The 25,222-nt window shown below is 41.5% G+C and carries 27 protein-coding genes and 1 rRNA gene; 18 read left to right on the forward strand and 10 right to left on the reverse strand.

The genetic code is table 11. From position 1 onward, the window contains the following. The first annotated feature begins 82 nt into the window (after positions 1-82). The 3 genes from TES1_RS06075 to TES1_RS06085 all read left to right on the forward strand — a co-directional run bounded on the left by TES1_RS06075 (position 83) and on the right by TES1_RS06085 (position 1,727). The gene (locus tag TES1_RS06075) at positions 83-421 is read left to right on the forward strand and encodes a DNA-binding protein (RefSeq protein ID WP_042681115.1); all 339 of its coding nucleotides are present in this window, start codon (positions 83-85) and stop codon (positions 419-421) included. An 82-nt stretch (positions 422-503) separates the two neighbouring features. Beyond that, complete coding sequence (locus tag TES1_RS06080; protein WP_042681117.1) at positions 504-776, forward strand: hypothetical protein; 273 nt, start codon at positions 504-506, stop codon at positions 774-776. A 51-nt stretch (positions 777-827) separates the two neighbouring features. Continuing rightward, positions 828-1,727, forward strand: a complete 900-nt coding sequence (locus tag TES1_RS06085; protein ID WP_042681119.1) for a transcription initiation factor IIB — start codon at positions 828-830, stop codon at positions 1,725-1,727. Between the two features lie 101 nt (positions 1,728-1,828). Here TES1_RS06085 and fen read toward each other — a convergent pair whose 3' ends face one another. Both fen and TES1_RS06095 read right to left on the reverse strand, forming a co-directional pair. Next, the gene (fen, locus tag TES1_RS06090; protein WP_042681122.1) at positions 1,829-2,854 is read right to left on the reverse strand and encodes a flap endonuclease-1; all 1,026 of its coding nucleotides are present in this window, start codon (positions 2,852-2,854) and stop codon (positions 1,829-1,831) included. Continuing rightward, positions 2,854-3,273, reverse strand: a complete 420-nt coding sequence (locus tag TES1_RS06095; RefSeq protein ID WP_042682763.1) for a phosphate-starvation-inducible PsiE family protein — start codon at positions 3,271-3,273, stop codon at positions 2,854-2,856. Before TES1_RS06095 ends, fen begins: the two co-directional genes overlap by 1 nt. Positions 3,274-3,844: 571 nt before the next feature. Between TES1_RS06095 and TES1_RS06100 the strand changes: the two genes are divergently transcribed. The 3 genes from TES1_RS06100 (at position 3,845) to TES1_RS06110 (ending at position 6,519) form a co-directional block, all read left to right on the forward strand. Continuing rightward, positions 3,845-4,192: a hypothetical protein gene (locus TES1_RS06100; protein ID WP_042681124.1), complete on the forward strand. Its 348-nt coding sequence runs from the start codon at positions 3,845-3,847 to the stop codon at positions 4,190-4,192. Positions 4,193-4,350: 158 nt separating this feature from the next. Next, positions 4,351-5,739 (forward strand): acetate--CoA ligase alpha subunit, encoded by a 1,389-nt coding sequence (acs, locus tag TES1_RS06105; protein ID WP_042681127.1) that lies wholly within the window; start codon positions 4,351-4,353, stop codon positions 5,737-5,739. Positions 5,740-5,820: 81 nt separating this feature from the next. Further along, a complete protein-coding gene (locus TES1_RS06110; protein ID WP_042681129.1) occupies positions 5,821-6,519 on the forward strand; it encodes a metallophosphoesterase family protein in 699 nt (232 codons plus the stop codon). Between the two features lie 12 nt (positions 6,520-6,531). Here TES1_RS06110 and TES1_RS06115 read toward each other — a convergent pair whose 3' ends face one another. The 3 genes from TES1_RS06115 to TES1_RS06125 form a co-directional block, all read right to left on the reverse strand. Further along, positions 6,532-6,837 (reverse strand): PRC-barrel domain-containing protein, encoded by a 306-nt coding sequence (locus TES1_RS06115; RefSeq protein ID WP_042681130.1) that lies wholly within the window; start codon positions 6,835-6,837, stop codon positions 6,532-6,534. A 114-nt stretch (positions 6,838-6,951) separates the two neighbouring features. Continuing rightward, a complete protein-coding gene (locus TES1_RS06120) occupies positions 6,952-9,456 on the reverse strand; it encodes a CDC48 family AAA ATPase (RefSeq protein WP_042681131.1) in 2,505 nt (834 codons plus the stop codon). Beyond that, positions 9,428-10,219, reverse strand: coding sequence for a RuvC family protein (locus TES1_RS06125; RefSeq protein ID WP_042682764.1), 792 nt, complete (start codon positions 10,217-10,219; stop codon positions 9,428-9,430). Before TES1_RS06125 ends, TES1_RS06120 begins: the two co-directional genes overlap by 29 nt. A 107-nt stretch (positions 10,220-10,326) precedes the next feature. On the opposite strand from TES1_RS06125, the gene TES1_RS06130 reads away from it, so the two are divergent. Both TES1_RS06130 and serS read left to right on the forward strand, forming a co-directional pair. Then, positions 10,327-11,529, forward strand: a complete 1,203-nt coding sequence (locus TES1_RS06130; RefSeq protein WP_042681133.1) for a molybdenum cofactor synthesis domain-containing protein — start codon at positions 10,327-10,329, stop codon at positions 11,527-11,529. An 81-nt stretch (positions 11,530-11,610) separates the two neighbouring features. After that, positions 11,611-12,978: a serine--tRNA ligase gene (gene serS, locus TES1_RS06135; RefSeq protein ID WP_042681134.1), complete on the forward strand. Its 1,368-nt coding sequence runs from the start codon at positions 11,611-11,613 to the stop codon at positions 12,976-12,978. On the opposite strand, the gene TES1_RS06140 is transcribed toward serS, so the two are convergent. Both TES1_RS06140 and TES1_RS06145 read right to left on the reverse strand, forming a co-directional pair. Beyond that, positions 12,969-13,358: a ribonuclease P protein component 4 gene (locus TES1_RS06140; RefSeq protein WP_042681136.1), complete on the reverse strand. Its 390-nt coding sequence runs from the start codon at positions 13,356-13,358 to the stop codon at positions 12,969-12,971. The genes serS and TES1_RS06140 overlap by 10 nt on opposite strands. Positions 13,359-13,368: 10 nt before the next feature. Then, positions 13,369-14,883 carry a hypothetical protein gene (locus TES1_RS06145; RefSeq protein ID WP_042681139.1) on the reverse strand — a complete coding sequence of 505 codons (1,515 nt, stop codon included), beginning with the start codon at positions 14,881-14,883 and terminating at the stop codon, positions 13,369-13,371. A 55-nt stretch (positions 14,884-14,938) separates the two neighbouring features. On the opposite strand from TES1_RS06145, the gene rrf reads away from it, so the two are divergent. The 9 genes from rrf (at position 14,939) to infB (ending at position 19,918) form a co-directional block, all read left to right on the forward strand. Continuing rightward, positions 14,939-15,060, forward strand: a 5S ribosomal RNA gene (rrf, locus tag TES1_RS06150). Positions 15,061-15,223: 163 nt separating this feature from the next. Further along, positions 15,224-15,595 carry a 50S ribosomal protein L7Ae gene (rpl7ae, locus tag TES1_RS06155; RefSeq protein ID WP_042681141.1) on the forward strand — a complete coding sequence of 124 codons (372 nt, stop codon included), beginning with the start codon at positions 15,224-15,226 and terminating at the stop codon, positions 15,593-15,595. A gap of 92 nt (positions 15,596-15,687) precedes the next feature. Next, a complete protein-coding gene (locus tag TES1_RS06160; protein ID WP_013467393.1) occupies positions 15,688-15,897 on the forward strand; it encodes a 30S ribosomal protein S28e in 210 nt (69 codons plus the stop codon). Positions 15,898-15,902: 5 nt separating this feature from the next. Further along, positions 15,903-16,112, forward strand: a complete 210-nt coding sequence (locus tag TES1_RS06165) for a 50S ribosomal protein L24e (RefSeq protein WP_042681144.1) — start codon at positions 15,903-15,905, stop codon at positions 16,110-16,112. 162 nt (positions 16,113-16,274) lie between these two features. Then, entirely contained in the window at positions 16,275-16,439 is a 165-nt protein-coding gene (locus TES1_RS10970) for a hypothetical protein (protein WP_158505955.1), read from the forward strand. Continuing rightward, positions 16,415-16,693, forward strand: a complete 279-nt coding sequence (locus tag TES1_RS10925) for a hypothetical protein (protein WP_144080601.1) — start codon at positions 16,415-16,417, stop codon at positions 16,691-16,693. Before TES1_RS10970 ends, TES1_RS10925 begins: the two co-directional genes overlap by 25 nt. Positions 16,694-16,714: 21 nt before the next feature. Continuing rightward, positions 16,715-17,428, forward strand: a complete 714-nt coding sequence (locus TES1_RS06170; protein WP_042681145.1) for a hypothetical protein — start codon at positions 16,715-16,717, stop codon at positions 17,426-17,428. A 79-nt stretch (positions 17,429-17,507) separates the two neighbouring features. After that, positions 17,508-18,014 (forward strand): nucleoside-diphosphate kinase, encoded by a 507-nt coding sequence (gene ndk, locus TES1_RS06175; protein ID WP_042681146.1) that lies wholly within the window; start codon positions 17,508-17,510, stop codon positions 18,012-18,014. Between the two features lie 110 nt (positions 18,015-18,124). Further along, on the forward strand, positions 18,125-19,918 hold the full coding sequence (infB, locus tag TES1_RS06180; RefSeq protein WP_042681148.1) for a translation initiation factor IF-2: 1,794 nt from the start codon (positions 18,125-18,127) through the stop codon (positions 19,916-19,918). Positions 19,919-20,070: 152 nt separating this feature from the next. Here infB and TES1_RS06185 read toward each other — a convergent pair whose 3' ends face one another. The 3 genes from TES1_RS06185 to TES1_RS06195 are packed head-to-tail and all read right to left on the reverse strand — an operon-like array spanning position 20,071 to position 23,996. Next, positions 20,071-21,447, reverse strand: coding sequence for an ATP-binding protein (locus TES1_RS06185; RefSeq protein ID WP_042682766.1), 1,377 nt, complete (start codon positions 21,445-21,447; stop codon positions 20,071-20,073). A gap of 26 nt (positions 21,448-21,473) precedes the next feature. Next, on the reverse strand, positions 21,474-22,736 hold the full coding sequence (rlmD, locus tag TES1_RS06190) for a 23S rRNA (uracil(1939)-C(5))-methyltransferase RlmD (RefSeq protein ID WP_042681149.1): 1,263 nt from the start codon (positions 22,734-22,736) through the stop codon (positions 21,474-21,476). 42 nt (positions 22,737-22,778) lie between these two features. After that, positions 22,779-23,996, reverse strand: a complete 1,218-nt coding sequence (locus TES1_RS06195; protein WP_042681151.1) for an aminotransferase-like domain-containing protein — start codon at positions 23,994-23,996, stop codon at positions 22,779-22,781. 104 nt (positions 23,997-24,100) lie between these two features. Here TES1_RS06195 and gyaR point away from each other — a divergent pair, with 104 nt between their 5' ends. Beyond that, positions 24,101-25,111 carry a glyoxylate reductase gene (gyaR, locus tag TES1_RS06200; protein ID WP_042681152.1) on the forward strand — a complete coding sequence of 337 codons (1,011 nt, stop codon included), beginning with the start codon at positions 24,101-24,103 and terminating at the stop codon, positions 25,109-25,111. The last annotated feature ends 111 nt before the right edge of the window (positions 25,112-25,222 follow it).

A 25,222-nucleotide genomic window follows, 5' to 3' on the forward strand; every position in this document is an offset into this window, starting at 1 on the left:
ACTTTAATACAATGTTTGAATTTTCTAGTTGCAATAACTTTTTAACTATCTCGCCATAAATCCTCTTGGCGAGGTGATGTAAATGGCCGAGGATATTGAAGAGATTAGAAAGAGAAAGCTCATGGAATTACAGAGAAGGCTTGCTGAGCAGCAAAAAGCCGAAGAAGAAGCTGCAAGACAACAGGCAGAACTTGAAGCACAAATACAAGCAATTCTCAGAAGAATATTAACTCCAGAGGCCAGAGAAAGGCTTGCTCGGGTTAAGCTTGTCAGACCAGAACTTGCTCAACAAGTTGAGCTTATATTAGTTCAGCTTTATCAGACAGGACAAATTAGGGAAAAAATTGATGATATGAAGCTTAAGAAGATTTTAGCTCAGATTGATGCGAGAACAAGGAGGGAATTCAGAATTAAATGGTAACGAGAGTTACATTAGTCAACTCTGGCATCCTTAAAATTTATATACCTTTTGTGTGTAAATAGATAAGGCGAGTGAAAGGATTATGGAAATCAAAAGAATCATAAAAGAGCTTGACTTAAAAGGCGAAATCAGCTTAGAGACCTGGAAGCCTATCTCTGCCAAGAGAAATAGTGATGGGACAATTGACATCCTGTATCGTAATTTGTTGCTGGGAAACGAAAGGGATCCTGTGTTCCTCTGGGTTTATGTTAACGTGGTCGAAGATGAAGAAATTGATGTTAGAATTTTGGAAAAGATGACATTCAAAAAAGAGGACTTACTCTGGATAATGAAATTTGTCTCAAAGTTTGGTTAATTTTATATAGTATGAGTTTATTAACCGTAACCCGCAGATGGGGGTGTCAAAGTGGAAAAGCGTAGGATATGCCCAGTTTGTGGTTCAACTGAATTTATTTATGATCCTGAGCATGGAGAAATCGTCTGTGCAAAGTGTGGATTCGTCATAGAAGAAAATATAGTGGATATGGGACCAGAATGGAGAGCGTTTGACGCTTCACAGAGGGAGAAGCGTTCTAGAACTGGTGCACCTGAGAGCATCCTTCTTCATGATAAGGGTCTTTCAACTGATATTGGAAGTGATAGAAATATCACCGGATTAATGAGAGAGAAAATGTACCGTCTGAGGAAGTGGCAGAGCAGGTTGAGGGTTAGTGACGCAGCCGAGCGTAATTTAGCCTTTGCTTTAAGCGAGCTTGATAGGATTGCTTCACAACTCAAGCTTCCAAAACACGTTGAGGAAGAAGCCGCAAGATTGTATAGAGAAGCAGTGCGAAGAGGACTTATTAGAGGAAGATCAATCGAGAGCGTTATTGCTGCCTGCGTTTATGCTGCATGCAGATTGTTGAAAGTTCCAAGGACTTTAGATGAGATTGCTGATATTGCGAGGGTTGATAAAAAGGAAATTGGAAGAAGCTTCAGATTCATTGCCAGAAACCTCAACCTGACTCCAAAGAAGCTCTTTGTCAAGCCGACAGATTACGTGAATAAGTTTGCTGATGAACTCGGCTTGAGCGAAAAAGTCAGAAGGAGAGCCATAGAACTCTTGGAGGAGGCTTATAACAGGGGTCTGACGAGTGGTAAGAGCCCAGCGGGGCTTGTTGCAGCTGCATTGTATATTGCTTCACTGCTTGAAGGGGAGAAGAGAACTCAGAGAGAAGTTGCAGAGGTTGCAAGGGTTACTGAAGTAACCGTCAGAAACAGGTACAAAGAATTGGTAGAGAAGCTTGGGCTCAAAATAACAATCTAAACTTTCTTTTATCTACCCACCAGATTGGATGCTCACTACTAATGCTGATAACAGTACTAAGTAACTATAAAAAATTATAAAAAATTATAGAAATAAAAAAATCACCTTTTTATAAACCAGCTCTCCAAAGTTGACTGCTTTCCAGCCTTCATTGCTTTCTTCAGCCTTTCTAGGCCATTCTTTACCCTTTCCTCACTGAAGTCATGCTCATCACAGAGGAACTTTAAAATGCCCTCCTCATCTGGCATCTTCCAGACAAGCTTGTAATCATCCGTGACAGGTGGATTTAGGAAGAACTCCTTAATTGCATATAAATCAACGTCGCTCATCTTTTGATACTTCTTTAGGGGATCTTTTGAATACTTGACTATTTCCAGAGCTTTCTTTGGACCAACCCCCTTGATTCCTCCTGGATTATAATCAGTTCCAACCAGAATAGCGAGTTCTATGAGCTTCTCCCTGTCAATCTTCAGTTCTTTTAAAACTTCCTCCAAAACAATTAGCTCTGGCTTCACTTCAACATAAACATCTTTTCCAGGAAGCTTTCTTCTGCCTGTTATTGTCAAATTCCTAACAAGCCTTGGTGCTCCAAACAAAAGTGAGTCATAATCCTGAGAAGCTGAAGCCCAGACTTTACCTTTTGATGCCATGTAGGCCGCTTGAGCCTCACCTTCACTTGGAGCTTGCACCCATGGAATGCCCATAAGGTCTAACAACTTTTTAGCATCCTCTATCAGCTGCTCATTCACCCGTGAAGCTCTCTGGGCGTATTTCTTTGCTTCCTCCAAGTCTCCTCTTGCTAACGCCTCCTGCCACTTTTCCTCAGCTTCTTCCCTCGCTTCGGCTCTCTTTTCAAGCTCCTTCTTCTTGAATTCTGGTGGCTTTCCATCAAATACATAAGCTGGTTTTATTCCCACTTCCATGAGATTTATCGTCCTGTAGAACAGCCCAGAGAGGTGTGAAGTTATTCTTCCTTTAGAGTCCATGAGAGGTGTCCCATCTCTTTGTCTGATGATAGAGAGGAACTGATAAATTGCATTCAGGGCATCGATGGCTATTTTCCTTCCGTTTAGGTTTTCAATCTCAATTTCCTTCCTTGGAATGAGCTCGCCTATCTGAACTCCCATCACTCCTCACCTATCCTAATGTATAGATACCCTAACACAAATATAAGTCCTGCGATTGCAAAAAGCTTTAGGGCATCCAATTCCTTGAAATCAGAAGCAACGACAAGCTTTTGAATAAGGGCAACTATTCCAACCTCCAATATGTGGGTTAGGCTAACACGGTGCTGCCTTAAGTAAATTATCAGGATTCTGTAAGTCTCTATGAGGATTATCGTAACGAGGACATTTGCAATCAATAGCTTAGGCTCAGCAACTTTGTATGTGAGCTTGAAGTTCAAATAAATGGAATACACTGTAAGGTAGAGTATGAAAAACAAGAATACCATAACCACCATATCAAAGCATATCTCAAGGGTCTTTCTAAAGGCCTTATGAACCTGCGTATATTGGGCGACTTTCTCTTCTTCCATCTTTGCCATTTTCATCAGCCTACCGGTGTGCTCATCACCCCTCAGATGAGGGGAAGGGTCATCATCACTTTTATTTTCCCAGTTTAATTTTAAAACATTGCTCTCCAAATTAGCGTATGAGCATGTTGCCCAAAGCGATTTTGGAAAGCTACTGATGACCTGCAAATGCACATAAATTTTGATTACTCTTCAAAGTTTTCAATTCTTGATTTTCATGCATTTTGAAATTTGGAAACTTTTTTTAATACTTACTTTTTTCAAAATAAATTTTACTATTATAAAACACAAAATTTAAATAACCTAATGTCATAACAGTTATGAAAGAATAACTCTTCAGGTGACATGGTCATGAATAGAAACTACAAAATTGTCATTATAGCTTTAATATTCATTTTCGTTTTTATCCTTATATCTCTCATATCTTCATTGATTATCCTCAAGCGACAATTCGCGACCAGTGCGCAGCAATAAAAGGTTTTTCTCTAGGTTACATACCGACGTCTAATCTTAATACATCGTTTGTCATTGGAAACTATATTGTAGTATCAACCCAAATCAGGGTCCCCTTTCGTACCCTTATGTGAGAGAGTGCATATTCCACGGAGATAAGATAATAATTGAGGTATACATTGATAACTGCTTTGTTCCATCTTCAGAAAAAAGTGAAAGTGTTTGTCCTCTTTATGGGCATGAAGGAAGTTCTTCCGTTCTTATTGTGGGAGCTAAAAACTTTAATAAGTTCAATAAGATTCGTGTAAATATCTATACAGGATACGAGCTTGAAACAGCAAAAGTAAACAATTTAAAGCTTGAAAAGACCGTTGAATTTGATATAAGGTTTTATAGTACAATGTTTAGAAGTCTAATTGTAGTGATTGCGTTTATTTTTGTCAGAATAATGAAATTACTGTTTCAGAGATTACCATGAGATAACTGTGGAAATCTCTCAATCCCTCTTGTTCAATTACTGTTCAAAACCCATGGTTTATTTAACAAGTGCCGATAGGACAATCGGCAAATTGATAAGAGAAAAGTTATAACTGATTTTTCAGATTAACCTTTGTAAAGTTTATTGGGGTGAAGGAAATGAGTATTGAGGCACTATTCAAGCCAAAGAGCGTTGCCGTCATTGGAGCTTCTGGAAAGCCAGGGAAAATAGGTTATGCCATCATGAAGAACCTCATTGAGTATGGCTATGAAGGGAAAATATACGCAGTCAATGTCAAAGGTGGAGAAATCGAGATAAGTGGGAGAAAATTCAAGGTTTACAAGAGTATTCTCGATGTTCCTGATGAAGTTGATATGGCTGTTATTGTTGTCCCAGCCAAGTTTGTTCCTCAGGTTGTCGAGGAATGTGGAAAGAAAGGAGTTAAGGTGTTACCCATTATAAGCTCAGGATTCGGTGAGCTTGGACCAGAAGGCAAGAAAGTCGAGGAACAGCTTGTAGAGATAGCTCACAAATATGGTATGAGAATTCTCGGTCCAAACATCTTCGGTGTTGTTTACACACCAGCAAAGCTCAACGCAACCTTTGGTCCAACAGATGTTATGCCTGGCAACTTGGCCTTGATCAGCCAGAGCGGTGCTCTCGGTATAGCTCTTATGGGATGGACAATTCTTGAGAAAGTTGGTCTCTCAGCAGTTGTCAGCATTGGAAACAAGAGTGACATTGATGACGCTGACCTCTTGGAATACTTCAAAGACGACGAAAACACAAAGGCGATCCTCGTCTACATGGAGGGTGTTAAGGATGGTAGAAAGTTTATGGAGGTTGCAAAAGAAGTCAGCATGAAAAAGCCAATCATAGTCATTAAGGCCGGAAGAAGCGAGAGGGGTGCAAAGGCAGCAGCATCACATACAGGAAGCTTGGCAGGTGCTGACAGCATTTACACCGCAGCATTCAAGCAGAGTGGTGTTCTGAGAGCATTAACAATTGGCGAAGCCTTTGACTGGGCGAGAACACTCAGCAACTTACCAGAACCACCGGGAGAGAACGTCGTCATCATCACAAACGGCGGTGGAATTGGAGTCATGGCAACAGATGCAGCTGAAGAGGAAGGACTAAAGCTCTATGACAACTTAGAAGAGCTCAAAGTCTTTGCAAACCATATGCCACCCTTCGGAAGCTACAAGAACCCGGTTGACTTGACCGGTATGGCCGATGCTAAGGCCTATGAAGGTGCTGTTAGAGATGCTTTAGCCCATCCAGAGATGCATGCAATAGCTGTTCTCTACTGTCAGACCGCTGTTTTGGATCCAAGAGATTTAGCAAGAATAGTCATTGATGAGTACGAGAAGAGTGGAAAGAAGAAGCCAATAGTCGTCGCAATTGTTGGTGGAATTGAGGCAAAGGAGGCAATTGATATACTCAACGAGAACGGCATCCCAGCATATCCCGAACCAGAGAGAGCCATCAAGTCATTAGCCGCTCTGTACAGATGGAGCAAGTGGAAGGCAAGCAAGAGGAAAGAGTGATTTTCTCTTTTTTTCTCAATCTCTTACTTCTTGTGAAAACACTTAATAACTTCCCATGCCAAATTATTCTAAGGGAGAAGTATGTTAATCGGTTTAATCTCAGACATCCACTCCAACTGGGAAGCTCTTCAAGCTGTTTGGAGAGAAGTAAAGAAAGCAGATGTAATCTTCTGCATGGGTGATTTAGTTGGCTACGGCGCAAATCCTAATGAAGTTGTTGAATTCTTCAGGGAGCAGATGAAAAAGAGAGAAATTCTCTGTGTGAGAGGAAATCATGATAATGCTGTTGCTTTTGGGACAGATTGGGGGTTTAATCCCTATGCTAGAGCGGCTGTGAGATGGCATCAGCGGGTTATGAGCATTGAGAACCTCAAATTTTTAAGAAGATTGCCGATAAGACAGCTCTTTACTGATGATACTGGAAGGAGCTATCTCATAATTCATGGTTCTCCGAGAGCACCTTTGGACGAGTATTTGTTTCCTTGGTTCCCAGACAGCGAGCTCAAAGATGTTCTGAGCTATGTGAAGCAAGATGACTTGGTCGTTGGGCATACCCATATGCCAATGCTCAGGGAAATTGAAGGAAGGAGAATAATAAATCCAGGGGGTGTTGGACAACCGAGAGACGGGAATTGGAAAGCAGCATATGCTTTCATTGATACGGACACTCAAGAAGTCATTTTTGAGAGGATTGAGTATGACGTCGACAAAGCTGTGAGAAAAATAATTGAAGCTGGATTACCCAGGTTTTTGGCTTACAGACTTTATGAAGGATATTAAACAGGAAAGAGATCAAGGAGACTGGAGCTTTTCTTTTACAGTCCTCAATCTTCTAAGCTTAGACTTAACTGCCAACTTTGAAGAGTCAATTATTATCACTTCTCCAATGCTTTTGACGGCACTTATTGGGATTAAAAGCAGCCCCTCGTGGTCAGTGACAAATTCACTTGTATCTAAATCTTCATCTGGTTCAGCTACAATTACAAGCAAATCACCAGTTTCTTCATCAAAGCTCAAATCGTAAACCCATCCAAGTCTTATCCCTGTATCTGTAATGAGCTCAACATCCCTAAGCTTTGAAGCCTTTATCTTTACCATCTTTGCCACCTCAGAATTTTAAACTATACTATTAGTCGGGTTTTTTGTATAAAAATCTTTTCTGCATGAGCAAAAACCGAAAAGTGAAATGAAAAATAAAAAGCAAATTCCCACTTAACCTGTGAAGTAATCCATCTCCTTTCTCTCTTTAGGTGCTTTCCTGCTCTCTTCGAACTGTTTATAATACTCAATCATGTATTTTGTAACACTCGGCCTTATCTTCTTCATAGCTTCTTCAAAGTCCTTCCGCGAGACCTTGAGCTTTTCAAGGAATTCTTCACTTTGTTCTTCAATGAGCTCTTTTGGTGTCTTTGCCACTACTCTTCTTAAAGCATTCATTGCTGCCTCTCTCACAAGTGCTGCTATATCGGCTCCAGTATATCCCTCAAGCTTCTTGGCAAGCTCTTTTAAGTTTACATCTTCCGCTAAGGGCACTCTCCTCGTGTGGACTTTTAGAATCTCATATCTTGCTTTTTCGTCTGGTGCTGGGACCAAGATCAAGCGGTCAAATCTTCCTGGCCTGAGCAGTGCTGGATCTAGAATGTCAGGCCTGTTGGTTGCTGCAATAACAACAACGCCACTATTCTCTTCTAACCCGTCCATCTCTGTCAACAGTTGGTTAATTATCCTATCGGTTACCCTGTTTACATCGCTTCCCCTCATTGGAGCAATTGCGTCAATCTCATCAATGAACACTACCGTTGGTGCAGCTTGCCTTGCCTTCCTAAAGATCTCTCTTATTCTTTTTTCGCTTTCTCCTACCCATTTGCTTAAAACCTCTGGACCTCTGATTCCAATGAAATTGGCCTCACTCTCTGTTGCAACAGCTTTAGCGAGCATAGTTTTACCTGTACCTGGTGGGCCATAGAGGAGGATTCCCTTTGGTGGAGTTATTCCCAAGCGCTGAAAGGCCTTTGGATACTTGAGCGGCCATTCGACAGCTTCTCTAAGTGCCTGCTTCACATTTTCTAGTCCTCCAATATCCTCCCAATGCACATTTGGAACTTCGAGCATTACTTCCCTTAAAGCAGATGGCTCAACCATCTTCAAAGCTTCATAGAAGTCTTTTTTAGTAACTTTAAGTTCCTGAAGAACTTCCGGTGCAATCTTTTCTTCTTCTGGATTAATCTTGCCCTCTTGGATTAGCCTTCTCAGAACGACCATTGCAGCTTCTCTAGCTAAAGCTGCCAAGTCCGCTCCAACGAATCCGTGCGTCTTTTCAGCTAATTCATCAAGCATCTTATCAATCAGCTTGGCCTTAACTTCACGGTAAATTTCCCCGTCACTCTTGAGAATTTCCTTTATCTCTTCTTCATCTCTGGCTTTCTCAACTTTCTTGATGATTCCCTCAAGCTTCTTTTTATCGAAGCGCTCTTCTTTGAGGAAGTCTTTAAGAACCTTCAAAACTGACGGCTTATCGTAGTCCGGCTCAAGAGGCATTCCTCTTGTGTGAATCTGGAGGATTTCTTTTCTACCCTGCTTGTCTGGAACTCCAACTTCAATCTCTCTGTCGAATCTTCCTGGTCTTCTTAGAGCTGGATCAATTGCATCAGGTCTGTTTGTTGCGGCTATAACGATGACTTTTCCCCTTTTCTTCAGTCCATCCATTAAAGTTAAGAGCTGACTAACAACCCTCTTCTCGACTTCTCCGGTAACCTCTTCTCTCTTTGGTGCAATTGCATCAATTTCATCAATGAAGATTATGCTCGGAGCGTTTTCTTCAGCTTCTTTAAAGACCTCTCTTAAGCGCTCTTCACTCTCACCGTAGAATTTGCTCATGATTTCTGGACCGTTGATGGCTATAAAGTGAGCATTTGTCTCATTCGCCACAGCTTTTGCAAGTAAAGTCTTACCCGTTCCCGGCGGGCCGTAGAGCAAGACTCCCTTAGGTGGCTCAATTCCAAGACGTTCAAACAGTTCCGGGTGCTTCAACGGTAGCTCAACCATTTCCCTAATCTTCTGAATCGCATCCTTGAGGCCACCTATGTCTTCATATGTAACCTCTGGAACCTTCTCTTCCCTAACTTCGACTGCTTGGGGAAGAACTTCAATTTCGGTGTTGTATGTTATCTGAACTATTCCCTTGGGATTTGTGTTCACAACAATAAACTTTAATTCACCAAAAGCCAATGGGAGTGCTTCAAAGAACCCCCTAAAGAACTCATCGAAAGGAGAACCTGTATAAAATTCTTCTCTTCCACTTGCAACTATAATGTCGCCTTTCACAACTGGTCTGCCAAGAAGGTTCTGCTTAATCATGTCTCCAGGAATTTGTATAAAAACTCCCTTTTGAGCTGGTGCTAGAACGACTTTCTTTGCTTCTTTGACTTCAGCTCTTCTAACAGTTACATAATCCCCGATGCTGACCCCAGCATTTCTCCTGATGTAACCGTCCATTCTAATTATGTCTAACCCCCTGTCATCTGGATGAGCATTTGCAACAATTGCAGCAGTTGTTCTTTCTCCCTCAAGCTCAACTATGTCTCCAGGTTCAACTCCCAGTTCACGCTGATATTTTCTGTCAAATCTAACTATCCCTCGCCCTACATCTCTTTTCAGAGCTTCAGCAACCCTAAGTTTGATTTCATCTTTAATCTCGTCCTTTTTTCCTAAAATCATCTTTACACCTCCTTTGGTGAATCTCAATGGCTTCCTCCAACGTTAAATTACCCTTAGCAACTTCACGTGCAAGTTCAGATGAAATTGTAATTCTACCTCCACTCATAATTCTGCTTCTGCTCTTTATATGCTCAATCTCCTTTTTAGTTGGCTCGTTTGTGTAAATCAATTCTCCAATTTTAACTTCTCTCCCTTCCCTTAAAGCTATGTTGATTGATGCAACTATATCTTGAACTTGAGAGCCTTCAACACCGCCCACCTTAGGTGTCGTTCCTCTCTCGTTCACGAGAATTACTGGATAATCATCACCTAAAACCCTTGCAAGAGCCTTGAGCATTAATATACGGTGCCTTTTTGCTCCATGCCCAATCTTGATTTTTGCTTTTGGATACTTCTCGAGAAGTTCGAGGATTACATCCACATCCTTGGGGCTCTTCAAATGGTAAACCTCAACTATTCTGTTATCACCAACAACTGCAACTCCAGGCCTCTCTCCAGGATCTATTGCAATAAAAACCTTTCTGAATTTCTTCCTCCCCTCAAGTCTCGCTAAAAGCTCATCTATGAAGTTCTCGTTCTTAACGATTATCTTAACTGGAAAGTTGACTTTATCATAATCCTCTTCACTTGTCAGAACAACCTCAACGTCAAAAGGAATTTTCTCATCTAAGCGAAGGCTGTAAAAAGGGATTCTATACTCTTTAAGCACCTTTGAAGCGATATAGTACACGCGAGCATTTCTTGTTACAATCGCAACTCTCATGGTTTGAGATACGCAGTTAGGTGTTAAAAAGGTTGAGGGAACAAGGTAAATCAAAGTGCTTACCTAAAGCTTTTTTATTAAAAGACAGAGCTTTTTATGGTGATGGTATGGCATTCCTAAAGGTTATTCCACTCGAAGAAGCGTTGAAAGTTATCAATTCATTTCCCTTAGAGCCCAAAATTGAAGAGATAAAGCTCGAAGAAGCCTTGGGAAGAGTGCTGGTTGAAGACATAGAAAGTCCAATTGATGTTCCTCCATTCGATAGGGCAACTGTTGATGGGTATGCTGTAAAAAGCAAAGATACATGGAAAGCAAGCGAAACAAATCCCGTAAAATTAAAAGTCGTTGGGGAAATAAACGCTGGGGATACCCCAGAGATAGAGCTGAAAGATGAAGAAAGCATTTACATTTCAACAGGTGCTCCTCTGCCAAAGGGGGCAGATGCTGTTATTCCCTTCGAGGAAGTTGACAGAGAAAACGAGTGGGTAATCATATACAAGCCAGTATATCCCGATTATGGAGTCATGAAAGCTGGAGCAGATATACCAAAAGGAAAGCTTCTATTGAAGAAAGGGACAAGACTAGGCTTTAAAGAGACTGCTCTGCTTTCTGCAGTGGGATTTGAAAAAGTCAAGGTTTTTGCAAAGCCCAAAGTTGCTGTGATAAGCACGGGAAATGAAATTATTTTACCAGGTAAAAAGCTGAAATATGGCCAGATTTATGATATAAATGGCAGGGCAGTAAGTGACGCTGTAAGAGAGCTCGGAGGGGAGGCATACTTCTTAGGAATAGCAAGAGATGACAGAGAGAGCTTAAAAGAAAAGATACTTGAGGGGCTGAAGTATGACATTATAATCCTTTCAGGAGGAGCGAGCGGAGGAATTAGGGATTTAACAGCATCAATAATTGAAGAACTCGGTGAGATAAAGGTTCACGGAATAGCTATTCAGCCGGGCAAGCCAACAATAATCGGACTTATAGAGGGAAAACCCATTTTTGGTCTGCCAGGATACCCAACAAGCTGTCTGACAAACTTCACTCTGCTTGTAGCACCGCTCATCAAGAAACTTCTCGGTCAGAGTCAGGAATACAGAAAAGTCAAGAAAAGACTTGCTCACAAAGTTTTCTCTGTAAAAGGAAGAAGACAGTTCTTGCCAGTGAGGATTGAAAATAATAAAGCCGTGCCGATACTAAAGGGAAGCGGTGCTGTTACGAGCTTCATTGATGCAGATGGATTTATAGAAGTACCTGAGAACGTTGAGATACTCGACGAAGGAGAAGAAGTTGAGGTGATATTGTTTGGTGTTTGAATTTTGCTTTATCATTTTATCAATCTCACTAACAAATGATTTTTAAACTTCTCCTTCGCTTTAAATTCTTAGGTGAATGCTATGCTTGACATAAAGCTCATTCGTGAAAACCCCGACATTGTTAGGAGAGATCTCATAAAGCGCGGTGAACTTGAAAAGCTTAAATGGATTGACGAAATTCTTGAGCTTGACAAAAGGTGGAGGGAGAACCTTAGAAAGATTAACCAGCTGAGAAGGGAGAGGAACAGAATAGCTGTCGAGATAGGCAAAAGAAAGAAAGCCGGAGAACCTGTAGATGATTTACTTGCAAAGAGCAAAGAGATAGTTAAGCAAATTGAAGATATTGAAAGAGAAAATGAAGAGATAAAGAAGAAAATTGACTTTTACCTTTGGAGATTGCCAAACATAACTCATGAAAGCGTTCCAATAGGAAAGGACGATACGGAAAATGTTCCGATAAAGTTCTGGGGCAAGGCAAGAGTCTGGAAAGGTCACCTCGAGAGCTTCCTTGAGCAGAGCCAAGGAAAGATGGAGTATGAAGTTCTGGAGTGGAAGCCAAAGCTTCACGTTGACTTACTCGAGATTTTGAGAGGCGCAGATTTTGAAAGAGCTGCAAAGGTCAGCGGTTCAAGATTCTACTACCTCCTCAATGAGATTGTAATCTTAGACTTAGCCTTAATTAGATTTGCTCTTGATAAGCTAATTGAGAAAGGATTCACACCGGTTATTCCTCCATATATGGTCAGGAGATACGTTGAAGAGGGTGTTACAACCTTTGACGACTTTGAAAACGTGATCTACAAGGTTGAAGGCGAAGACTTGTATCTAATCCCAACAGCAGAGCACCCATTAGCCGGAATGCATGCCAATGAGATAATTGACGGAAAAGATTTACCACTCCTCTACGTTGGAATCTCACCGTGCTTCCGTAAAGAGGCAGGAACTGCAGGAAAGGACACAAAGGGAATTTTCAGGGTTCACCAGTTCCACAAGGTTGAGCAGTTTGTCTATTCAAGACCAGAAGAAAGCTGGGAGTGGCATGAAAAGCTCCTCCAGAATGCTGAAGAGCTGTTCCAAGAACTCGGAATTCCTTATCGCGTAGTCAACATCTGTACTGGAGATTTGGGCTACGTCGCCGCCAAGAAGTACGACATTGAAGCATGGATGCCTGGTCAAGGAAAATTCAGAGAAGTTGTCAGCTGTTCAAACTGTACTGACTGGCAGGCGAGGAGATTAAACATTAGATTCAGAGACAAGACTCATGAGAAGCCGAAGTTTGTGCACACCTTAAATTCAACAGCAATAGCAACCTCAAGGACAATAGTTGCCATTTTGGAGAACTTCCAAGAGGAGGATGGAACAGTTAAGATTCCAAAAGCCCTATGGAAGTACACAGGATTCAAAGAAATTGTACCAGCAGATAAGAAAGAGAAATGCTGTCAAGGTTGACTTTTGTTCTTAACTCTCTCCTCAAGCCTTTTCCTTCGTTTCTCCTTCTGCTCTCTCAAATAAGGATGCCTCATAATGTGTCCGCATTCAAGACACTTGATAACAACATGCGGCATCCTCTTCTGCCTCAGCCTAACTTGAGCATTAACTCCTGGCACTAAAAACGAATGGCATCTTTTACAGTATCGCCGCTTCCACTTTCTTGGCATTCTCACTTTAGCTTTCTGCTGCACAGCTAGAGCTATTTCAACATATCTATTGGCTAATTCCTTATCATAAGGAAAAACCCTCTCAGCTAATGTGAAAAGAATGTTAATTCTCTCTAGAGCAATTTTTCTCTTCTCTCTCTGCTCCTTCTTTCTCAAAAACTTCTTTGACATTTCAACCACTTCACTCCGGCTTTACCATTTTAAGCTTTCCAAAGAAGGGTTCATAAAGGTGGCCTTCTGCAATTAATCGTTCTATGATTTCTTTAGCATAGGCCTCTTTAAATCCATATTCAAGCAACGCTCTATAAAATTCCTCTCTAGTGACAATCCCATCAATAGACGTTGCTTCCAAGTCCATGAAGATACTCAGTGCAGTATTTGCCCTCTTATCCCCGCTAATGTATCTCTCATAAGTTCCCACAGCCCTCAATATGACTTTTTCTGGCAGTTCATTCATCCATAAATCGAGAATCTCTTGATTTATAAGCAAGACATCATGGATAATGCCTGTATCAATTTTCCCTTCAAATCTACCAATCGAACCTAAAATATGAGCGCTCAAAAGGTAACGTGTGTTTGTTTCAAATATCATGCCCTTGAGCCTCAAGGCATCAAATTTTTCACCATATTCATGGCGGTTCTTCATTATCCAGCGCTCAAATCTGTCCCTGAATTTTCTCATAACTTCATCCCCAGCACTAAGTGAGGCTATTTTCTCCCTTTCTTTGAAGATTGTTATAATAACATTTGGAATCAAATCTTCGAGTTCTCTATTTCTCTCATAACCAACAGGTTCATTGAGGATGAATGGGGTTTCAGATGAGTAAGCTAATGGATCATCTGGTGATAATAGGCTGTATTTCTTTGGTGTCAAAAATACAGCATTTTTGTTTTCAAAATGTTCAATAGCCCAGTTTGGGGCAGGAATTTGTCTTGTGAGGATTTTCTTGTTGTATGGGACATAGTATTTCAGGTTTGTATTGTTAGGATCAAAGAGAATGAAATCTAAATCGAGCTCTGACTCAACAAAAGTTTCTTTGTTATCTTTCCTCAGCTGTAACTCTCTTGGAAAAAGGGATGATAAATAGTGCATAGCTTCCCAAACTGATAGAATAATTTTTTGCTCATCCTTGAATACTGAAAAAGTAACTCCTTCCCCCCAGTTCTTTTTTGCGCCTACAATTATTGGAGAGGCAAAGAGAGAGTAGATTATCGCTTTCTCAAAGTCATAGTTGGCATATATAGTTTTCATGAACAAGTCCTCAAGTTCTCTCTTGCTTAGAGCCATTTCCTCATATTCGAGCCAGTAATCAGAGTAATCTGCACTCTCAAGAGATTCAACATGGACCATACGCAGGTTTCCATATGAATAGCTGTCGATAATTCCGCTGACTTTTACGTATTCTCCGCTCTTAAATTTGGCATTAATTTCACTTTTTTCGGTGATTTTGAGAACAAGATATGTTCTTAACTCAGCCTTTTTAAGTTCGCTTGGGGAAAGAGGCGAGAGGATATAGTAGAGAGCATCCTTTGGAGCATAAGGTGGCTGTCTAAGAAGTAAAAAGCCTTGAACTTCAACAAGCTCACCATTCTTTAAACCCTGGATTTTGCTCTGGAAATCTCTAACCCTTTTAGCCGGCGTAAGCTTTTCCCGCCTCCCAGCAAACTTTAGAAGTTTAAACGCATAATCCTCCATCAAACTTAACATTTACCGAAATGTTTATAAATCCTCCTTTGAAGGTATGTATCGGTACGGCGGTCATAGCGGCGGGGTTACACCCGGTCTCGTTTCGACCCCGGAAGTTAAGCCCGCCAGCGATCCCGGGTGTACTGCCCTCCGAGAGGGGGCGGGAAACCGGGGACGCCGCCGGCCACTCAAACTGTTTTTCTGTTGAGTTTTTAGAGAATCCAGCGTACTTTAGCGAGTAAGCATTTGATTCTGCGAAAGCAAAGTCTGTTAGGGAAAGGTTTAAAAACTAAATTCTCCTTTGCTATCTTGACAGCTCGATGAACGATGAAGTTTGGAGGGATGTGAAATGGCAAAGCCAAGTTATGTAAAGTTTGAGGTTCCAAAGGAGTTGGCTGAGAAAGCCCTTGAGGCTGTTGAGATTGCAAGAGACACTGGAAGAATAAGGAAAGGTACAAACGAGACAACAAAGGCTGTTGAGAGAGGACAAGCAAAGCTCGTTATCATTGCCGAGGACGTTGACCCAGAGGAGATTGTTGCACACTTACCACCACTCTGTGAGGAGAAGGAAATTCCATACATTTATGTTCCAAGCAAGAAGGAGCTTGGAGCTGCTGCTGGTATTGAAGTTGCAGCGGCAAGCGTTGCTATAATCGAGCCTGGTAAGGCTCGTGAGCTTGTTGAGGAAATCGCTATGAAGGTTAGGGAGCTTATGAAGTGAGCTCCCTCCTCCTTCCCTTTACATTCATATTCATCGAAAGATTTAAAGGTCATTGGGTGAGGTTTTTTATAGCTATCATAGAGGTGTGAGGAATGAGCGACGAAGGATACGCTGCTGAGGTTATTGAAATCGTCGGAAGGACTGGAGTTACGGGTGGCGTTACTCAGGTTAAAGTTAGAGTTTTAGAGGGCAGAGATAAGGGAAGAGTTATCAGAAGAAACATTAAAGGCCCAGTGAGAGTTGGTGACATTGTAATTCTTAGAGAGACCGAAAGAGAAGCAAGAGAGATTAAGGCAAGGTGATGTAAATGGCAAGGTGGAATGTCTGCTCATACTGTGGAAAAGAATTCGAACCGGGAACAGGAAAGATGTTCATCAGAAACGATGGCAGGGTTTTCTTCTTCTGCTCAAGCAAGTGTGAAAAGTACTTCCTCATGGGCAGAAACCCAAGAAAGCTCAAGTGGACAAAGGCATTCCAAGAGGCAAAGCTCCAGAGAGCAAGAAGCAGAAGAAGGTGAGCTTTTTGTTCTTTATTTTTTAATCCACTAACAGTATTACGTTCCTAAGTAGTTATAAAATTCTATAGGAATAACACAACTTTGTTAAGTATCGCTCATCCGAAAATCTTAAATATCTCCAGTAAGTTTATATCAAATTGAAATCCTCCTTGGGGGGGGCGAATGCAAAGATGGGTAATTTTGTTTGTAATTGAACTGTGGATACTAAGTATTTTTGAAAGTGTAGCAGCATACTCTTCTACATACGATGTTGTTCTATGGGACGATGGGCCATCATTCTATGACACAAGGACAGTTGGCTCTTGGCCGCAAAATGTACATTTGTAATTAAAGGAGAGCTTGTAACATACTCAACGTCTTGGTATCAGGGAGAAGGATGCACCGAATTGTTCATACCATTTTTGGGATACTTTATTTTCAGCCAAGCGATAGGGACTGTAGAGAACAGCGCTGGATTTCGTGATGTCTCGTATTTCAGCAAAGTATCCTTTGTAAAAAGTTTCTACTATCCCTATCCCAGAGATGGTCCAAGCTCTACACTAACAGTAGGATGGCACTACAAACACTATTACTATGGGTGAAAATCTGAGGAGGTGATGACAATGAGAAAAAGCATCCTTATATTGTTGATTACTATTTTAGCAATCTCGGGAACTGTGGCAATTACATTAGCGTACAATCCTATGCCCGCTTCCGAAAAAATAGCTGAACGAATCAATACAATAGAGAAATATTCATTCACAGAAATTATTCAAAGCAATCAGTATTTCGGCAAAATTAAAGAAGTAAATGGCTCGAAGGAAGCGATCATGAAGTTTGCATATAAAAGTAGTGGAAAGAGATGGGGATGGATAGATCTAAAAACAATGTCAGCTGAAGTATTTGAAGAGTACTACATAAATGGCACACTTGTTATGAGAACATATGCAAAAGTAGAAAACGGCAAATTAAGCGGATATGTCGAGCTAGAAGATGGCAAAAAGTTATCTTTAACTCAAGTACTTGAGGAAAACTATGGTATTACACCAGAAAAAGCTGTCGAAATGTTTATGCACAACCACCCACTAGCTGCACTTAACTCTAAGCTTAAGCACAACATATTAATACCAGTAGAACCATCTCTTAAAGACAAGCTATTAATGACATTAGGATTAAAAGAAACAGTCTACATGTACAAGTTGCCTTCAGAGGGGAACATGGAATGGAAAATCATTGTTAAAGGGGATGGTACCCCACAAAAAATTGAACTGATATCCCATGATTCTACCGTTCCAGGTGTTGTAAAAGCAATTATCAAAATTAACCCTGCAAATTAATAAGTTTTTCTTAAGCTTTTTATTATTTTAGACCAAAAAGCATTTTAACACTTCATGCTAAGCTCTTCTGGTGTTGCCAATGGCTGACAATAAGGTTGAGCGCACATTAGTAATAATAAAGCCAGATGCCGTTGTTAGAGGATTAATTGGAGAAATCATCTCGAGATTTGAAAGGAAAGGTCTTAAAATTGTTGGGATGAAGATGATTCACATTGATAGAGAGCTGGCAGAGAAGCACTATGAGGAACACAAAGGGAAGCCATTCTTCAATGCTCTCATTGACTACATAACAAAGGCTCCCAGTATTGTTATGGTCGTTGAAGGCCGTTACGCTATCAGCGTTGTGAGAAAGATGGCTGGTGCAACTGATCCAAAAGACGCAGAGCCCGGAACAATTAGAGGTGATTTGGGCTTGGATGTTGGAGATGCAATTTACAATGTTGTCCATGCAAGTGACAGCCCAGAGAGCGCAGAGAGAGAAATAAGCCTCTACTTCAAGCCTGAAGAAATTTTTGAATATTCAAAAGCTGCCGACTGGTTCTACAAGACGCACTGGGATAAAGAGAAAGGGGAGTGGATTGAGTAAATTTTCTTTTCTACCAAACTTTTAAAAGCCATTTTTTTAAATTAGCTTGGAGCCTACACTAAGTTGACGCTCATTTAATAATTTGACAAAACGACAAGAAGGTGGGGAAAATGAAAAGAATTAGGCAACCAATTATAGCTGTTCTTGGTCATGTTGATCACGGTAAGACGACTCTGCTTGACAAAATCCGTAAAACAAATGTTGCTGGTAAGGAAGCGGGAGGAATAACCCAACACATAGGTGCAACTGAAGTTCCTATTGATGTTGTTAAGCAAATTGCTGGACCTCTCTTAAAGCTCTGGAAGGGCGAGATAAAGCTTCCTGGCTTGCTGTTCATTGACACTCCCGGTCACGAGGCATTCACAAGTTTGAGAGCGAGAGGTGGTAGCTTAGCTGATTTAGCCATTCTCATTGTAGACATAAATGAGGGTTTTCAACCCCAGACCATTGAGAGCATTGAAATCCTGAGAAGATATAAAACGCCTTTCATAGTCGCTGCTAACAAGATTGACAGAATCAAGGGCTGGAAAATTCAAGAATGGGAACCATTCTTAGTAAACATCAAAAAGCAAGATCAGAGAGCTGTACAGGAGCTTGAAACAAAGCTCTGGGAGCTTATTGGAAAGTTTTATGAGATTGGCTTCCAGGCGAACAGGTTTGATAGGGTTCAGGACTTTACACGTGAGTTGGCTATCGTTCCAATTTCAGCCAAGTATGGAATAGGCGTTCCAGAGCTTTTAGTCCTCATAGCTGGTTTATCTCAGAAATACCTAGAACAGAAGCTCAAGATTGAGGTCGAGGGTCCAGCGAGAGGAACGATCCTTGAGGTTAGGGAGGAGCCGGGATTAGGAACAACTATTGACGTCATAATCTATGATGGAACCCTTCATAAAGACGATACCATAGTGGTCGGTGGAAAAGATAAGGCAATTGTAACAAAAATCAGGGCATTGCTTAAGCCAAAACCCTTGGATGAGATTAGAGATCCAAGATTCCGCTTTGATCAAGTTGATGAAGTTGTTGCAGCAGCGGGTGTTAAGATAGCAGCTCCAAACCTTGAAGAAGCCTTAGCAGGTTCACCAGTGATAGCATGCAGGAGCGAAGAGGAAATCGAGAAAGCGAAGCAGGAGATTCTTAACCAGATTAAGAGCGTTGTCATAAGTACTGATAAGGTTGGTGTAATAGTTAAGGCTGATACCCTTGGAAGCCTTGAAGCGTTAAGCAAAGAGCTCCAAGAGAAAAATATCCCAATTAGAAAAGCTGATGTCGGAAATATAAGCAAAACCGACGTCATGGAGGCTTTAAGTGTAAAAGAGGAGAAGCCTCTCTACGGCGTTGTCCTCGGATTCAACGTCAAAGTTAACGAAGATGCAGAGGAAATTGCGAAAGCCAAGGGTGTTCCCATCTTCGTTGGAAACATTATCTATAAGATAATTGAGGACTACGAAGCATGGGTAAAAGCGGAAGAAGAGAAGAGGAAAAAAGAACTGCTAGCTAAGACAATATTTCCAGGTGTTATAAGACTGTTCCCAGATGAGCGTTACGTCTTCAGGAGAAGTCATCCGGCAATAGTTGGTGTTGAGGTTCTTGAGGGGAGAATTAAGCCCGGCTATACATTGATAAAGCAAAACGGACAGAAGGTCGGAACAATAAAATCTATTAAATCCAAGAATGACTTCCTCCAAGAGGCAAAGAAGGGAGAAGCTGTTGCAATAGCCATAGATGGAGCAATAGTGGGCAGGCATATCCATCCCGGAGAGATTCTCTATGTTGATCTAAGCAGAGACGACGCGATAAGGCTCGTAAAGGAGCTTAGAGACATGCTTGACGAGACCGATATAAAAGCTTTAAAAATGATTGCAAAGGTTAAGGCAAGAGAAGACCCGTTCTGGGCGGCGCTTTGATTTTTTATTTTCTCATAGGTTATAAATCTCCGCCCTAACATCCCCTATAGTCTTTTTCTGACAGAGATTTTATGTATCTAATTCCTGTGCCTATTCCAACATCTTCAAAAGATCTTCAGCTTTTTCATCTGGCATATACACATTCCATGTCTTCATTTTTCGTCCTTCTTTCCAATAAGCCTTTCGAAATCCTCCAAGTCCCAGACCAGCCAGCCCTCCTCCCTTAACCTTTCCTTCCTCTCAATCCTTTTAGCAACCAATCCATAGCTTTTCTCCCAATCGTCCAGCCCAACTAGCCCACTTTTTCGCTCCAAGTCCTTCAAGATCCCCCTCGCTTCCCTCTCGCTCAGCTCCTTCCACTTCACCTCTACAAATAACGCCCTCTTTTCTCGCTCATTCAACGCAACAAGGTCAATCTCCTCATTCTTACGCCACCACTTCCCGATCTTCGTGAACTTAAATGGGAGCTTTCCCCTCCTGTTCAGCTCCCTGAGGAACTGCTCGGCAACCTTTTCGAAAACGAAGCCCAAATACTGGTTATACTCCTCCTCAAAGTTCTCAATATATCCGAACTCAAGAAGCTGAGAGCGGTTGGGGTAGACAAAGCGGAACCAGAAGTTAAAGTAGAGGTCGCTGAGGTAGTAGCGTGCGTTCCTCCTCCGTTCGGGTTCCCCAACAGGATGCCTCTCCTCGACTATGTGAAGGGTCTGGAGGTTGCTGAGATATTGGGAGACCGTCGAACTTGGCAAACCCGTAAAGCTCACTATATCGCCGAACTTTGTCTTGCCAAAGGCTATTGCCTTGAGTATTGCGAAGTAGCGCGCCGGCTCTCTCAGTTCTGTTCTAAGCAAAAATTCCGCCTCATCAAAGAGGGGTTTATTTGGCTGGAATACCCCTTCAAGCTTCTCTCCAGCGCTCAGCCTGAACTGAACCTCCTTTATATAAGCCGGGATGCCATCTGTTATGCCGTAAATTCTAACGAGTTCTTCCCAGCTTTTTTCAGGGAAAAACTCGCGCAGATGGAAGAATTTTAAGGGTTCAAGCTTTATTGAGAGAGTTCTCCTTCCATAGAGCGGACTTTTGTATCCGAGAACTTGGCTTTCCATGATGCTTATTGAAGAACCTGTGAGGACGAGCTTAAGGTTTTTTGAACTGTCCCAAATCTTTTGAAACTTTGAGATTATTGCCCTGTTGGACTTAATAAGGTTCGGAAACTCATCTATTATCACAATGACATTTGAACCATCAAGAAGCTCGAAAAGCTCCTCCCACGAGAGTTCTGCCTTTGCTATGATGGGATTTCCAAGAACTTCAGCAGTTAATTTCCTGAACATCAGAAGATTTTCTTCTTCAAGTGTTTCTTCGGCGAAAAAATAAATATGGTTAAGACTCTTCACGGATTTTTGAACGAGAGCGGTTTTTCCCACTCTTCTGCGTCCGTAAACAATTATAAGCTCCTTTCTTCTGCTGATGTATGCTTTTCTCAATGCCTCAAGCTCATTTTCACGGTTCACAAATTGTTCATACATGATTATGATAATCAAGCCTGAACTATTTAAACTTTTCTCACCAGCTTAACAACAGCCTCAACGTGCGGCGTATGCGGAAACATATCGATTAAAACAGCATCTTCAATCTGGTAAGCCTTCTCTAAGTGTTTCTCATAGTCAAGCTTGAAAGCCTTTGGATTACAGGAAACATAAATAATGTTCTCAATGTTGCTCTTTACCAAGAGCTCCGCAACTTCCTTAAGCCCTCTCCTTGGAGGATCAACTACAACAGTATCGTAATCTCCGATTGGCGTTTCTTCCGCCTTCCCAATTCTAAAAACCGCATCAACACCGTTGAGTTCAGCGTTTTTGTTCGCCATCTCAACTGCAAAGGAATTAACTTCAACTCCCTCAACCTTAAAGCCCCTCTTAGCAAGCCAGATTCCAAAGGTTCCAACTCCCGAATATAAGTCTAGAACTTTCTCACCTTCTGTGAAGCCCTCAACAGCTTTCAACAACAAAGGCAGGGCATAAGAATTTGCCTGGAAAAAACTGTTCGGGTGAATTAGATAAACCACATCCTCAATCCTTTCGCGGATGTAAGGTTCCCCAGCTATAAGGTGTGACTCTCCTCTTGGGTCATCTCTTTCATCGGCTTTAAAGCTCCAGTAGAGGGAATCTGCAAAGGAGAAGTAGTCCCTAAAAGCTTCCGCAAGCTTTTCATTCGGCTTAATGTGGGCTATAAGGTTTATCATGACCTCGTCTGTAGATTTGCCCTCTCTAACGCTCAAGTAGTGAACATCTCCACTTTTCCCTTTTAAATCCCAGGCTTTAAGATTCTCTTCCTTCATAAACTCCTTTAAAGTCCTCAGATAATCCCAAGTTTTGTTTGAGAAGACAGGGCACTCTTTGACATCAACGATGCTTAAGGGTTTGGCATACTCCTTAAATCCAATTCCATGAGTCGTTACAATGAAGTTACTTGAATTCCTGAATCCAAAGAGTCTTGGTGAGCCTTTGACTTCAGCTTCTATGCCAGTAATTCTCCTAAAGGTTTCCTGCTTGAGTTTTAGCTGTTCCTTATATTTGATGTGCTGCCACAAGCAGCCTCCACACTTTCCAAAATGCATGCATCTTGGAGTCTGTCTGAGTTGAGAAAACTCAGTAACTTCAAACCTCTCAGCTATAATCCTCCCAAATCTCCTTCTTGTTTTGTAAACTTTCACAAAGTCTCCAACAACAGTATAAGGGACATAAATTGGTTTTTCAGCCTTTAAAACACCTAAACCTTCATCGCTCATCTCTTCAATGTAGCCTTGAGCTTTCATGGGGAAAAAGTTGAAAGGAAAGCTTAAAAGAATATCGAAACCTTAGAATTCCTCATTATAGAGTTCTGCAAGCCTCTTTATACCCTCATCAATGTCCTCTTTGCTTGGTCTTGAGAAGTTAAGCCTTATTGTATTCCTTCCACTTTCATCTGTGTAAAATGGCTTTCCTGGAACCACAACAACTCCTTTCTTCTCCATCAGCTCACTTGCAAAGGCCATTCCGTCGGCATTTTCTGGAAGAAACAGCATAACAAACATCCCAGCTATTGGCTTCGTGAATTCTGCATTAGGCAGATGTTCCTGGAGAGCGTTTATCATGACATCTCGTTTCTCTTTATAACCTTGGAGTGCTCTTTTTAGATGGTATTCCTCAAAATATCCTCTCTTCAAATATTCCAGGGCAATGTATTGAGAAATTGTTGGAGCACAGAAGTCTATTGGAGACTTCTCCATCAGAACTTTATCCCTGATCTCTCCTTTCGCTATTACCCACCCAATCCTAAAACCTGTTCCAAGAACCTTACTCAGTGTTCCAGCCACAATGACTCTTCCCTCTTTATCAAGCGCCTTCAATGGTCTTATTTCCCTGTCTTCGTATTTCATGAAATTATATGCTGTATCCTCAACTATTAAAAGGTCATACTCACTCGCGATTTCAAGGAGGGCTTTTCTTCTCTCTTCACTCATTGTTACTCCCATAGGGTTCTGGCCTGTTGGAATTGTGTAGATGAACTTCAGCTTTTGTCCTTTAGATCTGAGTGCTCTAATCTTTTCTTCAAGAATGTCTATTTTCATGCCCTCAGTGTCAACAGGAACCCCTTCAACCTTCGCCCCAAGCTGCTCAAACGCCAGTATTGTATTGATGTAGCTCGGATTCTCAGTGATTACAACATCTCCAGGATCGATAAGAACTCTTCCAAGCAAATCAAGAGCTCCAGTGCCTCCTACAGTTATTATTATCTCTCCTGGAGAAACCTCTATATGCTCATACTTTCTGAGGAATTTAGCAACCTCTTCTCTGAGTTCAGGAATTCCATTTGCTGGGGTGTACATGACAGAGCTGGGAATATTAGTCAAAACTTCCTTTGCAAGCTCTCCCAAAACTTCTCTTGGAATTAAATTAGGATCCGGATCTCCAGCAGCTAAAGAGATGAGGTTCTTCCCTTTGCTCTGGAGCTCTGCAGCTTTTTTCATAACTTCTGCCAGTGCTGACCCTTTAATCCAGTTGGCCCTTCCAGCCAAAAATTTATTATAGTCCATGATAACCCCTCCAATGAGAATCTTAGCATTAAGATATATATCATCATGATATTAATATTTTGCCCATACAAAAGTACAAGCGAAAATATAAGAGTGGTGATACCATGAAGAAACCCAAGGTGTTCATCACCAGAAAAATTCCAGAGACTGGAATCAATATGATCAAACAGTATTATGAGGTAGAAGTCTGGAGAGATGAAAATGAGCCCCCGAGAGACGTCCTGCTTGAGAAAGTTAGAAATGTTGATGCCTTAGTAACTCTGCTGAGCGACAAAATTGACAGAGAAATTTTTGACAATGCTCCAAGGCTTAAAATCATTGCCCAATACGCTGTCGGCTATGACAACATTGACATTGAAGAGGCTACAAAAAGAGGAATTTATGTCACCAATACGCCAGACGTTTTAACCGAAGCTACAGCGGATTTCGCTTGGACTTTGCTTTTAGCAACAGCAAGGCATTTAGTTGATGCAGATAAATTTGTGAGGAGTGTGGAATGGAAGAAAAGGGGAGTTGCATGGCATCCGCTCATGTATCTCGGCTATGATGTTTATGGGAAGACAATCGGAATAATAGGATTTGGAAGAATAGGGCAGGCGATAGCGAGAAGGGCTAAAGGCTTTAACATGAGAATCCTTTATTATTCTCGCACAAGAAAGCCTGAAAAAGAGAGGGAACTTGGAGCTGAGTTTAAACCGTTAGATGAGCTGCTTAGGGAGAGCGACTTCGTGGTTTTAGCAGTTCCATTAACAAATGAAACCTACCATATGATAAACGAGGAGAAGCTTAAGCTCATGAAGCCAACGGCAATACTTGTCAATATTGCAAGAGGAAAGGTTGTTGATACAAAAGCCTTGATTAAAGCTCTCGAAGAGGGCTGGATTGCTGGAGCGGGCTTAGATGTCTTTGAAGAAGAACCTTACTATAATGAGGAGCTTTTCAAGATGAAGAATGTAACTCTCGCTCCCCACATAGGCAGTGCAACTTATGGAGCAAGATATGCAATGGCAGAGCTTGTTGCAAGGAATTTGATAGCCTTCGCTAAAGGTGAAGTTCCGTCGACACTTGTGAATAGAGAAGTGCTGAATGTTAGGAAGCCTGGATTCGGCCGATGAGGAGCTGGATCCGACCTGAGGGGTGATGATGGAGGTACTGTCCGAGGCTTCAGATGATGATCCCACCCTTGGCTGATGTGATGATGAAGCCTCGTGGTTCTGACACCCTTA

The organism is Thermococcus paralvinellae (assembly GCF_000517445.1).
Lineage (GTDB): Archaea > Methanobacteriota_B > Thermococci > Thermococcales > Thermococcaceae > Thermococcus_B > Thermococcus_B paralvinellae.